We start from the raw sequence: 13,465 nt of genomic DNA, 5'->3' as shown, positions 1-13,465 counted from the left end.
GATGGGCTCATGACCGGAAGCAGCACTCCCCTGGCGCCCGCAGCGTTCAGATATCCCGGCCACGGCGCCAATGCGGGCATCGGCGTGGCCATCTGCCACGGCTTCACCGGCAGCCCCCTGAGCGTCCTTCCCTGGGCGGAGCATCTGGCCCGGCAGGGCTTCGCGGTCTCCGTCCCGCTGTTGCCGGGGCACGGCACGGACTGGCGCGACCTGGCCCGCCACGGCTGGCAGGATTGGTACCGGGCCTTTGAGGACGCCTATCTGGAACTCGCCGCCGGCACCAGGCACTGCTACGTGGCGGGGCTCTCCATGGGCGGGACCATCGCCCTGCGCACCGCGGCGCGCCACCGCGTCACCGGGGTCGCCGTCGTCAACCCTGGACTGAGCTTCTACGACCGCCGGGTGCGCTACATCGGCCTGCTGAAGCACATCCAGCGCACCACCGTTCCGCTCCAGGAACCGAATCCGACGGCGTCCGCCACCGAGGACGGCGACTACTCGCTCACCCCGCTGGAGGCGGTCCACCAGCTCAGCAGGCTCTTCAGGTCGGCGCGGCGCGAACTGCCCGCCGTCGCCGCTCCGGCGCTCGTGTTCAAGTCCGCGACCGACATCGTGGTTCCGCCCTCCTCGATCGAGCTGCTGCGGAAGGGACTGGGGTCCCGGGATCTGGAGGTGGTCACGTTGCCGGCCAGCGGTCATGTGGCCACGCTCGACGTCGACGCCGCCCTGATCTTCAAGCAGTCCGTCCAGTTCTTCCTGCGCCATGCAGCCGCCGCGCCGCCGACCACGGTTTTAATAGACCAGCCCGCCACCAGCACCCCGGAGAACCCATGACCATTCCCCTGGACCACACACCGTTCAGCAGCACGTTCACCGGAACCGGCACCCCCACCGGCGTCGTGGTGTCGCATGGTTTTACCGGCAGCCCGCACGGCGTCAGGGACTGGGCCAGGTCACTGGCCGACGCCGGCTACGCGGTGCGGATGCCGCTGCTGCCCGGGCATGGCACCAGCTGGCAGGAACTGGCCCGGACACGCTGGCAGGACTGGCACGCGGCGCTCGACGCCGCCTACCTGGAGCTCGCCGAAGAATGTGAGCAGGTCGTCGTGGCCGGGCTGTCGATGGGCGGGGCGCTGGCGCTGCGGCTTGCGGCCACGCGTCCGGTCGCGGGGGCGGTGCTGGTCAACCCCGGCCTTGTCATTGACGATCCCCGGGCACCGCTGGCGGGCATCCTGAAATTCGTGCTCAAGAGCACCCCGGCGATCGCCAACGACATCCTCAAAGCGGGCATCGACGAGGGGGCGTACCCCCGGACCCCGGTCGCCGCGGCGCACGAACTGAACAGGATGTTCAAGGACACCGTCCGGCTGCTCCCCCGCATCACCGCCCCGGTCCGGGTCTACCGTTCCGCCGTGGACCATGTGGTCTCCGACTCGAGCATGGTGGCCCTGCGCCGCGGACTGACCCACGCCCCGCTGGAGGTGATCCGGCTGGAAAACAGCTACCACGTGGCTACGATGGACAACGACGCACCCGAGATCTTCCGCGGCACGGCCGAATTCATCCGGTCGCTGGGTGCGGGAGGCGGCCCGGACGCCGCCCACGCTAGCCAAAAGGACACGGCAGATGACTAGACCGGACCCCAACTCTCCGGATTCCAGCGCCAACCAGGACGACGCCGTCTGGCTGGACCTGGTCGCGAGGCTGGAAGGCAGGGACACCGGCGCCGGCCTCGGGACACCGGACGTCCGGGAAAGCAACGATGACGCGGAAGGCCCGGAAACATCCGGCACGGACGCTATCGCCAGTGCGGACGCCGCCGGCTCCGCGGCGCCGCGGCCGTTCAGCGACTTCGACCCGCTGGGGCTTTCCGTCGGGGCGCCTGTTGAGCTGTCCGCCGAGGAGCGGCAGGCGCAAAGCCAGGCCGCCGGGGGCACCTCTGCCGGCGCCGAGGGTACGGGGACGGCCCCGGGGCCGCGGGACTATGACGGCGCGGAGGACGACCCGCTGGGCCCGGGTGATTTTGTGCCGGAGGAGCCGCCCAGCCTCGCCGGAACCGATCCGCTGACAGTGTTGGCCTGGCTGGGCGCCGTGGGTGGCCCCGTGGCGCTTCTGATCTCCGCAATGTTCTGGCGCTCCGCCCCGCTGTTGGCCATCATCTCCATGGTGGCCGCCTTCGCGGCGTCGGTGGTTTTCCTGATCATGAAGCTGCCCGGCGAAAAGGATGAACACGACGACGGCGCACGCATCTGACGGGCCCGGCCGGGCGTCCTGCGACCGCACCGGTGCCGGTGCCGGCCGGTCAGTGTCCTGCTAGCTGTGCATGCGGCTGCTGACCCGGGACAGGTCCGCCGCACCGATCAGGCCCGCGTTCGGGCCCAGGGCCGCCAGCTCGATTTCCGCCGCTGGCCGGAAGCCGCGGCCGGTGAGGTTCCGGGCGAAGGCCTTCCGGGCCGGGCCCACCAGCAGTTCGCCGGCGTCGCAGAGCCCTCCGCCAATCACGAACTTGCCCGGATCCAGCGCGGCGGCGAGGTTGGCCAGGCCCAGTCCGAGCCACTCCCCGACATCCTCAAGCAGCTCCCGGGAGGCCGCGTCTCCGGCCTTCGCCAGTTCGGTGACAATCACTCCGGTGATTCGCTCCACATGGCCGTCCACCGCTCTAAGCAGTTCCTGGGCCACCGGGGAGTTGGCGGCGGCCAGTTCCCTGGCCTCCCGGCCCAGCGCATTGCCGGAGGCATACTGCTCCCAGCAGCCCCGGTTGCCGCACTCGCAGCGGTGGCCGCCGGGCATGATGATTTGATGGCCGAACTCCCCGGCCACGCCGAAGCGCCCGCGTTCCAGCCGGCCGTCCATCACCATGGCGCCGCCGATCCCGGTGCCGAGGGTGATGCAGACCAGCCGGTTTTGTCCCTGCCCGGCGCCGAAGCGCCACTCCGCCCAGCCGGCCGCATCGGCGTCGTTGGTCAGCAGTACGGGCCGGCGGAGCAGCCGCTGCAGGTTGTCCCGGAGGGGCTCGTTGCGCCACGCAAGATGGGGGCTGAACAGGACGGTCCCGCCGTCGAGGTCCATCCAGCCGGCCGCACCTATCCCGACCGACCAGATCCGGTGGCCTTCGCCCAGCTCCTCGACCAGCTCAACAATCACCTGTTCTACCGCGCGGGGGTCGTTGCCGGGAGTGGACCGCTTGGCCTGGGAGAGGATCCTGCCCTCCGCGTCGACCACACCGGCCGCCACCTTGGTGCCGCCAATGTCCACGCCGATCGCAAGGCCTTTGCGGCCCAGCCGCAGGTGCTCACGGAAACTCTGGCCGGCCGGTCCGGCGGCTGCGCCCGCCAGCGTCCTGCGCCGCCAGGCGGCCGTCCTGCGGTACGGGCCAGGCTGCTGTCCGGGTGAAGGTGTGTGCATGGTTCCTTATCCTATTCTCCGGAGCGGCCGCGGACAGGCCGAAGCACCGCTCCGGCCGGCCCCGGGAGTTATCAAACCGAAAGGTTACTCACCAGTAGGTGTGGTGGAACACACATGCTTTCGACCGCATACTAGTGTTAGTCGTACCCCTTGCGGGTCCATGGATATCAAAGGAGCTAACGTGCGAGAAATCAGTGTCCCGCCCCTGGTCACCGTCCCCCCGGAAACGAACGTCACCGACCTGGTCCTGCGCCAGGCCGCGAAGGCTTCCAACCCGGCCCTGTTCTCCCGCCTTGACGCGGCCGGGCAATGGCAGGACATCCGGGCCACCGATTTCCTGGCCGATGTTTCCCTGCTCGCCAAAGGCCTGATGGCCAGCGGCGTGGGCGCCGGTGACAGGGTAGGCATCATGTCCCGCACGCGGTACGAGTGGGCCCTCATCGACTTCGCCATCTGGTTCGCCGGCGCCGTCTCCGTGCCGATCTACGAGACCTCCTCCCCCTCCCAGGTCGCCTGGAACCTGGGCGATTCCGGCGCCGTCGCCGCCTTCGGTGAGTCCGCCCACCACGAGAGCGTCATCCGCCAGGCCGCCACGTCCGAGGGCCTGACCGCCCTGGCCCACGTCTGGCAGCTCGAAGGGGCCGGCCTTGACGAGGTCCGCGCCGCCGGTGCGACGGTCAGTAATGAGGAGCTGGAGGCACGGCGCAGCCTGGCCTCGCTCGAGGACCTCGCCACCATCATCTACACCTCGGGCACCACAGGACGGCCCAAGGGCTGCGAACTGACCCACGGCAACTTCGTGGAACTTTCCGAAAATGCGCTCGCCACCTCGCTGAACAAGATCGTCCACGAGCACGCCCGGACCATCATGTTCCTGCCCCTGGCCCACGTGTTCGCACGCTTCATCTCGGTGCTCGCGGTCGCCGCCGGCGTCACCGTGGCCCACACCCCGGACATCAAGAACCTCCTGCCGGACCTGCAGAGCTACAAGCCGACCTTCATCCTGGCGGTGCCGCGGGTCTTCGAAAAGGTCTACAACTCGGCACTGACCAAGGCCGAGGACGGTGGCAAGGGCGCCATCTTCCACCGCGCCGCGGACACCGCCATCGAGTTCTCCCGCGCCCGCCAGGCCGGCAAGGTCGGCCTGGGCCTCAAGCTCAAGCACACCCTCTTCGACAAGCTCGTCTACAGCAAGCTCCGCGCGGCCATGGGCGGCGAGGTGGCCCACGCCGTCTCCGGCGGCGGTCCGCTGGGCGAACGGCTGGGGCACTTCTTCCAGGGCATCGGCATGCAGATCCTGGAGGGCTACGGGCTGACCGAGACCACGGCCCCCGTCACCGTGAACACGCCGGACCTGATTAAGATCGGCTCCGTCGGCGCCCCGATTCCCGGCAACGCCGTGAAGATCGCCGACGACGGTGAGATCCTCGCCAAGGGCGTCTGCGTCATGCGCGGGTACTACAAGCGTGAAGACCTCTCCGGCGACTCCTTTGTCGATGGCTGGTTCCGGACCGGCGACATCGGACAGCTCGATGAGCAGGGCTTCCTGACCATCACCGGGCGCAAAAAGGAAATCATCGTCACGGCCAGCGGCAAGAACGTCGTCCCGGCCCTCCTGGAGGACCAGATCCGTGCCGACGCCTTGGTCTCCCAGGTGCTGGTGGTCGGCGACAACCGCCCCTTCATCGGCGCGCTGGTCACCCTCGACGAGGAGGCCCTGCCCGGCTGGCTGCACCGCCACGGGCTGCCCGCCTCGACGACCCTTGCCGAGGCCACGGACAACCCGGTGGTCAAGGCCGCGGTGCAGGAACTCATCAACGGTGCCAACCAGTCGGTGTCCCAGGCCGAGGCCATCAAGTCCTTCCGGATCGTCCCGGCGGACTTCACCGAGGCCTCCGGGCACCTCACGCCGTCAATGAAGGTCAAGCGCGCCCAGGTGATGAAGGACTTCGAGAACGTCATCGAGGAAATGTACGGGACGCCGCGTCCCACCCAGGTGTAGGCAGCAACACCAGCAAAGCAACGCGGGGTCGGATAACGCCCATCCGGAGGCTTCGGATGGGCCGCATCTGACCCCGCGTTGCTTTAAGAAGGAGGGTCCTTCCAGCCTCTCGGCCGGAAGGACCCTCCTTTGGTGTCGTGCAGGTGTGTCTTCGGGTGGTGTCGCGCGGTGGTGCGTGGCGGCTATTCGACGACCAGCAGCAGGTCCCCGCCCTGGACCTGTTCGATCGCGCCGACGGCGAGACGGGAGACCGTGCCGGCGACCGGCGTCGTAATGGACGCTTCCATCTTCATGGCCTCGATGGTGGCGACGGTGTCGCCGGCCTTGACCGCCTCACCGGCCTTGACGGTCAGGGTGACGGCGCCGGCGAACGGAGCAGCCACGTGGCCGGGCTGGGAGGTGTCGGCGCGTTCGGCGGCCTTGACGTTGCTGACCACGGAACGGTCACGGACCACGACCGGGCGGGACTGTCCGTTGAGCGTGCACATCACGGTGCGCATACCCTTCTCGTCCGGTTCGGAGACCGCTTCGAGCGAGGCGATCAGGCGGACGCCCTTCTCCAGCTCGATCTCGTGCTCGGCGCCGCGCTGCAGCCCGAAGAGGTAGTCGCGGGTGTCCAGCACCGAGAGGTTGCCGTAGGACTCGACACTCTTCTGGTAGTCCTTGGTGGGACCGGCGAAGAGCAGCCGGTTGAGGGTCTGCCGCACGGTCCTGGAATCGGACGCGAGGGCGGCGCTGTCCTCGGCGCTGAGCTCGACGTCGCGGACCTTGACGGTGCGGCCCTGCAGCGCCTTGGTGCGGAACGGCTCCGGCCAGCCTCCGGGAGGATCGCCCAGTTCACCGGAGAGGAAGCCGATCACGGAATCCGGGATGTCGTATTTCTGCGGGTTCTCGTTGAAGTCCGCCGGGTCGGCGTTGAGTCCCACGAGGTGCAGGGCCAGGTCCCCGACCACTTTGGAGGACGGCGTGACCTTCACAAGCCGGCCGAGGATCCGGTCGGCTGCGGTGTACATGTCCTCGATAGCCTCGAACCGCTCCCCGAGGCCCAGCGCGATCGCCTGCTGGCGCAGGTTGGAGAGCTGGCCGCCGGGGATTTCGTGCTGGTAGACCCGCCCGGTGGGGCCCGGAAGACCGGATTCGAACGGTGCGTAGACGCGGCGGACAGCCTCCCAGTACGGTTCCAGGGCACACACGTTCGCCAGGCTCAGCCCGGTGTCGCGGGGCGTGTGGGCCAGCGCCGCCACCAGCGCGGAGGCTGAGGGCTGGCTGGTGGTGCCGGCGAGCGAGGCGGAGGCAACGTCCACGGCGTCCACTCCGGCGTCGACCGCTGCCAGCAGCGTGGCCAGCTGGCCGCCTGCGGTGTCATGCGTGTGCAGGTGGACCGGGAGGTCGAAGCGTTCGCGCAGGGCCGTTACGAGGCGCGCAGCGGCGGCGGGGCGCAGGAGCCCCGCCATGTCCTTGATCGCCAGGATGTGCGCGCCGGCGTCGACGATCTTCCGGGCCAGCTCCAGGTAGTAGTCCAGGGTGTAGAGCGTCTCGTCCGGATCCAGCATGTCGGCGGTGTAGCACAGGGCGACCTCCGCGACGGCCGTGCCGGTCTCGCGGACGGCGCGGATAGCCGGGGCCATCTGGTTGACGTCGTTGAGCGCATCAAAGATGCGGAAGATGTCGATGCCGGTGGCGGCGGCCTCGTTGACGAAGGCCACCGTGACCTCTTCCGGGTACGGCGTGTAGCCGACCGTGTTGCGGCCGCGAAGCAGCATCTGCAGGCAGACATTCGGCAGCGCCTTGCGCAGCGCCGCGAGCCGGTCCCAGGGATCCTCGCCGAGGAAGCGCAGGGCGACGTCATAGGTGGCGCCGCCCCAGGCCTCGACGGAAAGCAGTTCCGGGAGAAGCTTGGACACGGCCGGGCCGGCTGCCACGAGGTCACGGGTACGGACCCGGGTAGCGAGCAGGGACTGGTGGGCGTCGCGGAACGTGGTGTCCGTGACGGCGACGGCAGTCTGGGCGCGCAGGGCCTTCGCGAAGCCTTCCGGACCCAGCTCCAGCAGGCGCTGGCGCGAGCCCTGCAGGGCAGCGGCGTCGTCCAGGGCCGGGAGCTTGGCGGCCGGATCGCTGTGGACGGTGAGCTCGCCGTTGGGCTTGTTCACGGTGACTTCGGCGAGCCAGGTCAGCAGCTTGGTGCCACGGTCCGCGGAGACCCGGGCCTTGAGCAGTTCGGGGCGTTCGTCGATGAAGGAGGTGGCCACGTTGCCGGCGATGAAGTCGGCGTCGTCCAGGACGGCCTGCAGGAACGAGATGTTGGTGGAGACACCGCGGATGCGGAACTCGGCGAGGGCGCGGCGGGCCCGGGCCACGGCGGCCGGGTATTCGCGGCCGCGGCAGGTCAGCTTGACCAGCATCGAGTCGAAGTGCGGGCTGATCTCGGCGCCCGAGTAGACGGTGCCGCCGTCGAGCCGGACACCGGCGCCGCCGGCCGAACGGTAGCCGGTGATCTTGCCGACGTCGGGCCGGAAGCCGTTGGCCGGGTCCTCCGTGGTGATGCGGCACTGCAGGGCCGCGCCCTTGAGCTGGACCGTCTCCTGGGAGAGGCCCAGGTCCGCCAGGGTCTCGCCGGCGGCGATGCGCAGCTGTGCCTGGACGAGGTCGACGTCGGTGACTTCCTCGGTGACGGTGTGCTCGACCTGGATCCGCGGGTTCATTTCGATGAAGACGTGCTGTCCTGCCCGCTCCCCCACGGTGTCGACGAGGAATTCCACGGTGCCGGCGTTGACGTAGTTCAACGCCTTGGCGAACTTCACGGCGTCGCGGTAGAGCGCCTGCCGGATGCCTTCGTCGAGGTTCGGCGCCGGGGCGATCTCGATGACCTTCTGGTGGCGGCGCTGGATGGAGCAGTCGCGCTCGAAGAGGTGCATAACGTTGCCCTCCGCATCGGCCAGGATCTGGACCTCGATGTGGCGGGGGCGCAGCACGGCCTGTTCCAGAAACATGGTGGGGTCGCCGAACGCCGCGTCGGCTTCGCGCATGGCGGCCTGCAGCGCTTCGGGGAGGGCGTCGCGGGTGTCGACGCGGCGCATGCCGCGCCCGCCGCCGCCGGCGACGGCCTTGGCGAAGATGGGGAAGCCGATCTCGTCGGCGGCCGCGATGAGCTCGTCCATGTCCTTGGAGGGCTGGCTGGACTTCAGGACCGGGACGCCGGCTTTGCGGGCCGCCTCGAGGGCGGCGACCTTGTTGCCGGCAAGTTCCAGCACCTCGGCGGGCGGCCCCACGAAGGTGATGCCGGCCGCGGCCGCGGCCCGCGCCAGCCGCGGGTTTTCGGAGAGGAAGCCGTAGCCGGGGTAGATGGCGTCGGCCCCGGATTCCTTGGCCACGCGCACCACTTCATCGACGTCGAGGTAGGCCCGGACGGGGTGGCCCTCTTCACCGATCAGATAGGCCTCGTCGGCCTTCTGCCGGTGGATGGAGTTGCGGTCCTCGTTCGGGAAGACGGCGACAGTCTTGGCACCGAGTTCGTAGCCGGCGCGGAAGGCACGGATCGCGATTTCGCCGCGATTGGCCACCAGAATCTTCGAAAACATACTTCTCCTGCATCATCGCGGGTGTATCGGTAATTGGTCACAGTGTCTAAGACCTGCACGGACAAACACAAATTATTGTGTCGACCGTCACAGCGACGCGCGTCACGTACACCGGATTAGGCAAGTACATCCGGCAAGGGCGGGCGTGGGCCCCGGTTGAAGCTTATCCATGATCTGCCGCCCCGGCACCAGATGAGGCAGGTTAAGGCGGGGCGGCAACATATGATGAGGAGGTGGGTGGCGCATGCTCGCCCCGGCTCCGGAGAACGCAGGAGCCGGCAGGACCCCGTCCCGGCAACCGGCGTTAGGTATTGGTTTTTCAAGTGCAAGTAGTCAGCATCAGCAGCCTCAAAGGCGGTGTCGGCAAGACATCGGTGACCACCGGATTGGCGTCCGCGGCATTGGCCGCCGGCATCCCCACCCTCGTCGTCGACCTTGATCCGCACGCGGATGCGAGCACGGCCCTTGGCGTCCGGCCGGGAGACCAGCAGGACATTGGCCGGATGCTCAAGGCTCCCCGGCGGGCCCGCCTGGCCGAAAATGTGGTCCCCAGCGGATGGGTGGAACGAGCTGGCGCCAACGGCGGGGCTCCCGCAGGTTCGGCGCCCGCCATTCTGGATGTGGCCGTCGGCTCCGCCTACACCGGCATTTACGACCGCCCCGACCTGGGCCGCCGCGACCTGCGCCGGCTCTCCGCAGTGCTGGCCGGTGCGGAGAAGTACGGGCTGGTCCTTGTGGATTGCCCGCCCTCCCTGAACGGGCTCACCAGGATGGCCTGGACCGCCAGTGACAAGGTCGCCCTCGTCGCCGAACCCGGCCTCTTCTCGGTGGCGGGCACGGAACGCACCATGCGGGCCATCCAGCTGTTCCGGCAGGAATTCGCCCCCAACCTCACCCCGGCGGGGATTGTCGCGAACCGGGTGCGCAGCGGATCCGCCGAGCACACCTTCCGGCTCGCCGAAATGGAGTCCATGTTTGGTGGGCTGCTGCTGTCACCGCACATCCCGGAGCAGGCCAACTGGCAGCAGATCCAGGGCGCCGCGCACTCCATCCACCACTGGCCCGGGGATTCGGCTAAGAACGCTGCCGCCCTCTTTGACGCCCTGCTGGCCAACCTGCTGGCAACGGACGGCCGTCCCACCGCTGCCCGGGTCCGGGACCGCATCCACCGCTGAGCCCGTCCCGCCACCCCGGGAACCCCAAAACAACAGCAACGCGGGGTCAGTCAGCGCCCATCACGGCATGTCGGATGGGCGCTGACTGACCCCGCGTTGCTGTTTGGTGTTGGTGGGGCAGGAGCCTAGCCGATCTTGCGGGTGGCCCGGCGCTTGCTGAGTTCGTCGTCCGGGAACGACTGGACGCTGGCGTGTTCGCTGGGCAGGGCGGCGAGGCTGCCCTCAACTTCGCGCCAGACACGGCCGACGGCGATGCCGAAGACACCCTGTCCGCCCTGGACGAGATCGATGACTTCGTCCGCCGAGGTGCACTCGTACACGCTCGCGCCGTCGCTCATAAGGGTGATCTGGGCGAGATCCTCGACGCCGCGCTCCCGAAGGTGCTCGACGGCGGAACGGATCTGCTGCAGGGAAACACCGGTATCCAGGAGTCGCTTGACGACCTTGAGGACCAGGATGTCGCGGAAACCGTAAAGACGTTGGGAACCGGAACCTGCGGCTCCCCGGACGGCGGGCTCCACCAGCCCGGTGCGTGCCCAGTAGTCCAGCTGGCGGTAGGTGATGCCTGCCGCCTTGCAGGCCGTCGGGCCGCGGTATCCCGCATCCTCGTCCAGAACAGGGAGATCCTCGGTGAACAGCAGGCCCTGGGCACCGCTAGCCGGCACGGCCACACCGGCCGTCGAGGGCTGGTTGAGCTCGCCTGCTTCGCCTTTCGGACTCACGTGGATCCTCCTTGTCATGGCTCCCCTGCGAAAATATGCAGTAACAACCGGTTATCCCTGGCGAAATGAAACCACGGGTGGATAAAATTCATCCGTGTAATTCCGCCGGGGCTGCACCTTCCAGTGTGACCTGAGCGGCTGTTGCGTGCAATGGGAACTTGTACTTCTGACGTTAGGCCTGCCGGGGCCCAAGGTCAAAGACGTTCGGGGTATTGCCGGGGCGTGTCGAAACTTTCATCCTCGACTTTAACCTTAATGTGATGTCAGCCGGCGAAATCTTCAGGTTCCACGTCGTCAAGGAACTCGCGGAAACGGCGCAGCTCCCCTTCTTCGTCGACGGCGGGACCCGGGTGGGTGTCTTCGCCCTCGTCGTGTTCGGTGATCCGAACCCCGGCCTCGTCCATTACGGCGTCGGCGCACCAGATCCGGCACTTGGCGCGCAGAGCCAGCGCGAGGGCGTCGGAGGCCCGGGAACTGACTGTGGTCCCGTTCTCGAACTGGAGCTGCCCGTAGAAGATGTTGTCCTCCACTGCCACGATGTTGACGCTGACGATCGTGTGGCCGAGGGATTCGACGACATCGATCAGCAGGTCGTGGGTCATGGGACGCGGCGGCACCACCCCTTGCTGGGCCAGGGCGATGGCACTGGCCTCGGGGGTGCCGATCCAGATCGGCACGTGCCGCTCCCCGTGCATCTCCTTGAGCAGGACGAGCGGCTGGTTCGACGGAAGCTCTATCCGCACGCCTACAATTTCCACCTCAATCATCAGATGTCCATCCTCGAGATGCGGTCCTGGACCAGTGCCCGGTGCAGCGTCAGGCACAGCTCGCTGATCTCCCGTGCAGCTTCGGCGGCACGGGCCTGGGAAGCGGCATCCTTGCGGGAGGTCAGGGTGGCCACCGCACGCTCCACCAGCCCGAACTCGCGCTCGGCGGCGGCCTGGAACGGCCGCAGGTGCCGTGGTTCCAGGCCGTGGCTCTCCAGCTGGACGCAGGCGCGTGCCACCTGGAGGGCGTGCTCATCGAATTTGCCGTTGACGTGGCCGATCAGGCCGTAGCTGAGCAGCGATTCAAGCAGCGGCACGCTGGCGCCGGACTCGGCCCGGAGCTGTTCCTCGCTGAGCCGGCGGACCCGGTTCTGGAGTTCGGAGGCCAGTTCCTCGGAGACAATCCGCGGCGAGACGGTAACGCCGGGCGGCAGGTTGTCCGGGCGTTCGCCGCGGTCGATCGCGTCGAGGTAGTCCTTGATGACCTTCAACGGCAGGTACTGGTCCCGCTGCAGCGCGAGCACAAAACGCAGCCGCTCGACGTCGCTCTCGGCGTACTGCCGGTACCCGGCAGGGGTCCGCTGGGGGTTGATCAGTCCTTTTTCCTCAAGGAACCGGATTTTCGACGCAGTCATATTCGGGAAGTCATCGCTCAGCTGAGCCAGGACTTCCCCGATGTTCAGAACCTGGGGTCCGCGCCGTTCCGCTTGTGCCATGGCCACAGGCAGCTACCCCGGAATCAGACGTTGCCTGCTGCGCGGGCAGGGCTCAGGTAGAAGGTGAGGCGGAACTTCCCGATCTGCACTTCGTTGCCGGACTTCAGCTCGACGCTGTCGACGCGGTCGTGGTTCACGTACGTGCCGTTCAGGCTCCCGGTGTCCACCACTTCGAAGCTGCGCGCCGTGCGGCGGAACTCGACGTGCCGGCGCGAGACCGTGACGTCGTCGAGGAAAATGTCGGCATCCGGGTGCCGGCCCGCCGTCGTGGTGTCCGAATCCAGCAGGAAACGTGCGCCCACGTTCGGGCCGCTGTGCGCGACCAGCAGGGCGGAGCCGTAGGGCAGCGCCTCCACGGCGGACCGCTCCTCACCCGAAAGCTTCGGGGTGATGGTGGGTTCATCGCGGACCGGCGTGAGGTTGATCGACGTGGTCTCCGAAGACTTCACTCCACCCGTGCCAAAACCGTCACCGGTGTTGTTGCGTTCGTGCCCAAACATTGATTCCTCCATTCGCTGCAGGTGTCCCCCCTGCAAACAACGAGCCGTCCGGAAGTGCCTGGCAAATCCGGGATTCAACCCTTCGGCGGGACGCTGTCTGGCTGGTTTCCCAACGTTTGTCACAACGACCCGGCCCGAATGGGCTCTAGCTTTAGCCTACCTGTTGTTCGTACTCCGACGCACTGAGGAGCGACTCGATCGCGTCGGCCTCCGCAAGCCTGATTTCCATCAGCCAGCCCTCGCCATAGGGATCGGAATTGATCAGGGCGGAATCCGTGTCCAGGGCGTCGTTACGGGACACCACTTCCCCGGAAACCGGGGCGTAGATGTCGCTGACGCTCTTGGTGGACTCGACCTCGCCGACCACGTCGTTTGCCTTGATCGTCGTGCCGACCTCCGGCATCTGGGCATAGACGACGTCCCCAAGGGCGTCCTGGGCAAAATCAGTGATGCCCACGCGCACGACACCGTCGGCGTTCGGGGCGGAAACCCACTCGTGTTCTGCGGTGTAGGACAGCTCTTCGGGAATGATGCTCATGACGGGCCTTTCATCGGGTCAATCACCAATATCGACGGCGGCCAAGTGAACTGTCCGCCGCT

At 67.8% G+C, this 13,465-nt stretch carries 12 protein-coding genes; 5 read left to right on the top strand and 7 right to left on the bottom strand.

Features of this window, described 5'->3' with window-relative positions:
* The first annotated feature begins 9 nt into the window (after window positions 1–9).
* The 3 genes from ABIB29_RS13885 to ABIB29_RS13875 are packed head-to-tail and all read left to right on the top strand — an operon-like array spanning window position 10 to window position 2,253.
* Complete coding sequence (locus ABIB29_RS13885) at window positions 10–834, top strand: alpha/beta hydrolase (protein WP_354173394.1); 825 nt, start codon at window positions 10–12, stop codon at window positions 832–834.
* The gene (locus tag ABIB29_RS13880; RefSeq protein WP_354173393.1) at window positions 831–1,634 is read left to right on the top strand and encodes an alpha/beta hydrolase; all 804 of its coding nucleotides are present in this window, start codon (window positions 831–833) and stop codon (window positions 1,632–1,634) included. Before ABIB29_RS13885 ends, ABIB29_RS13880 begins: the two co-directional genes overlap by 4 nt.
* Complete coding sequence (locus tag ABIB29_RS13875) at window positions 1,627–2,253, top strand: hypothetical protein (RefSeq protein WP_354173392.1); 627 nt, start codon at window positions 1,627–1,629, stop codon at window positions 2,251–2,253. The genes ABIB29_RS13880 and ABIB29_RS13875 overlap by 8 nt, the downstream gene beginning before the upstream one ends.
* 60 nt (window positions 2,254–2,313) lie before the next feature.
* Here the strand turns inward: ABIB29_RS13875 and ABIB29_RS13870 are convergent, their stop codons facing one another.
* A complete protein-coding gene (locus tag ABIB29_RS13870; RefSeq protein ID WP_354173391.1) occupies window positions 2,314–3,405 on the bottom strand; it encodes an ROK family glucokinase in 1,092 nt (363 codons plus the stop codon).
* A 181-nt stretch (window positions 3,406–3,586) separates the two neighbouring features.
* Here ABIB29_RS13870 and ABIB29_RS13865 point away from each other — a divergent pair, with 181 nt between their 5' ends.
* Window positions 3,587–5,407 carry an AMP-dependent synthetase/ligase gene (locus ABIB29_RS13865; protein WP_354173390.1) on the top strand — a complete coding sequence of 607 codons (1,821 nt, stop codon included), beginning with the start codon at window positions 3,587–3,589 and terminating at the stop codon, window positions 5,405–5,407.
* Window positions 5,408–5,589: 182 nt separating this feature from the next.
* Here the strand turns inward: ABIB29_RS13865 and ABIB29_RS13860 are convergent, their stop codons facing one another.
* Entirely contained in the window at window positions 5,590–8,985 is a 3,396-nt protein-coding gene (locus tag ABIB29_RS13860; RefSeq protein ID WP_354173389.1) for a pyruvate carboxylase, read from the bottom strand.
* 323 nt (window positions 8,986–9,308) lie between these two features.
* Between ABIB29_RS13860 and ABIB29_RS13855 the strand changes: the two genes are divergently transcribed.
* Window positions 9,309–10,160 carry a ParA family protein gene (locus tag ABIB29_RS13855; RefSeq protein WP_354173388.1) on the top strand — a complete coding sequence of 284 codons (852 nt, stop codon included), beginning with the start codon at window positions 9,309–9,311 and terminating at the stop codon, window positions 10,158–10,160.
* A gap of 125 nt (window positions 10,161–10,285) precedes the next feature.
* Here ABIB29_RS13855 and ABIB29_RS13850 read toward each other — a convergent pair whose 3' ends face one another.
* From ABIB29_RS13850 to gcvH, 5 genes are all read right to left on the bottom strand, one after another.
* Window positions 10,286–10,882, bottom strand: a complete 597-nt coding sequence (locus tag ABIB29_RS13850; RefSeq protein WP_354173387.1) for a MerR family transcriptional regulator — start codon at window positions 10,880–10,882, stop codon at window positions 10,286–10,288.
* Between the two features lie 263 nt (window positions 10,883–11,145).
* Window positions 11,146–11,649, bottom strand: a complete 504-nt coding sequence (locus ABIB29_RS13845; RefSeq protein ID WP_354173386.1) for a bifunctional nuclease family protein — start codon at window positions 11,647–11,649, stop codon at window positions 11,146–11,148.
* Window positions 11,649–12,365, bottom strand: coding sequence for a transcriptional regulator FtsR (gene ftsR / locus ABIB29_RS13840; RefSeq protein WP_354173385.1), 717 nt, complete (start codon window positions 12,363–12,365; stop codon window positions 11,649–11,651). Before ftsR ends, ABIB29_RS13845 begins: the two co-directional genes overlap by 1 nt.
* Before the next feature lie 23 nt (window positions 12,366–12,388).
* Window positions 12,389–12,865, bottom strand: coding sequence for an FHA domain-containing protein (locus ABIB29_RS13835; RefSeq protein ID WP_354173384.1), 477 nt, complete (start codon window positions 12,863–12,865; stop codon window positions 12,389–12,391).
* Between the two features lie 151 nt (window positions 12,866–13,016).
* Window positions 13,017–13,403 carry a glycine cleavage system protein GcvH gene (gene gcvH, locus ABIB29_RS13830; protein ID WP_354173383.1) on the bottom strand — a complete coding sequence of 129 codons (387 nt, stop codon included), beginning with the start codon at window positions 13,401–13,403 and terminating at the stop codon, window positions 13,017–13,019.
* Between the last annotated feature and the right edge of the window lie 62 nt (window positions 13,404–13,465).

The sequence above is a fragment of the Arthrobacter sp. UYEF36 genome (assembly GCF_040547025.1).
Taxonomy (GTDB): Bacteria; Actinomycetota; Actinomycetes; order Actinomycetales; family Micrococcaceae; genus Arthrobacter.
Note: the sequence above shows the minus strand (reverse complement) of the source record. Positions and strands in the feature narration are given on the sequence as shown.

Excerpts from the sequence above, each read along its gene's own strand:
- ABIB29_RS13835 (WP_354173384.1), bottom strand. The coding sequence starts at position 12,865 with ATGTTTGGGCACGAACGCAACAACACCGGTGACGGTTTTGGCACGGGT.
- ABIB29_RS13885 (WP_354173394.1), top strand. The coding sequence starts at position 10 with ATGACCGGAAGCAGCACTCCCCTGGCGCCCGCAGCGTTCAGATATCCC.
- ABIB29_RS13845 (WP_354173386.1), bottom strand. The coding sequence starts at position 11,649 with ATGATTGAGGTGGAAATTGTAGGCGTGCGGATAGAGCTTCCGTCGAAC.
- ABIB29_RS13875 (WP_354173392.1), top strand. The coding sequence starts at position 1,627 with ATGACTAGACCGGACCCCAACTCTCCGGATTCCAGCGCCAACCAGGAC.
- ABIB29_RS13880 (WP_354173393.1), top strand. The coding sequence starts at position 831 with ATGACCATTCCCCTGGACCACACACCGTTCAGCAGCACGTTCACCGGA.
- ftsR (WP_354173385.1), bottom strand. The coding sequence starts at position 12,365 with ATGGCACAAGCGGAACGGCGCGGACCCCAGGTTCTGAACATCGGGGAA.
- ABIB29_RS13870 (WP_354173391.1), bottom strand. The coding sequence starts at position 3,405 with ATGCACACACCTTCACCCGGACAGCAGCCTGGCCCGTACCGCAGGACG.
- gcvH (WP_354173383.1), bottom strand. The coding sequence starts at position 13,403 with ATGAGCATCATTCCCGAAGAGCTGTCCTACACCGCAGAACACGAGTGG.
- ABIB29_RS13860 (WP_354173389.1), bottom strand. The coding sequence starts at position 8,985 with ATGTTTTCGAAGATTCTGGTGGCCAATCGCGGCGAAATCGCGATCCGT.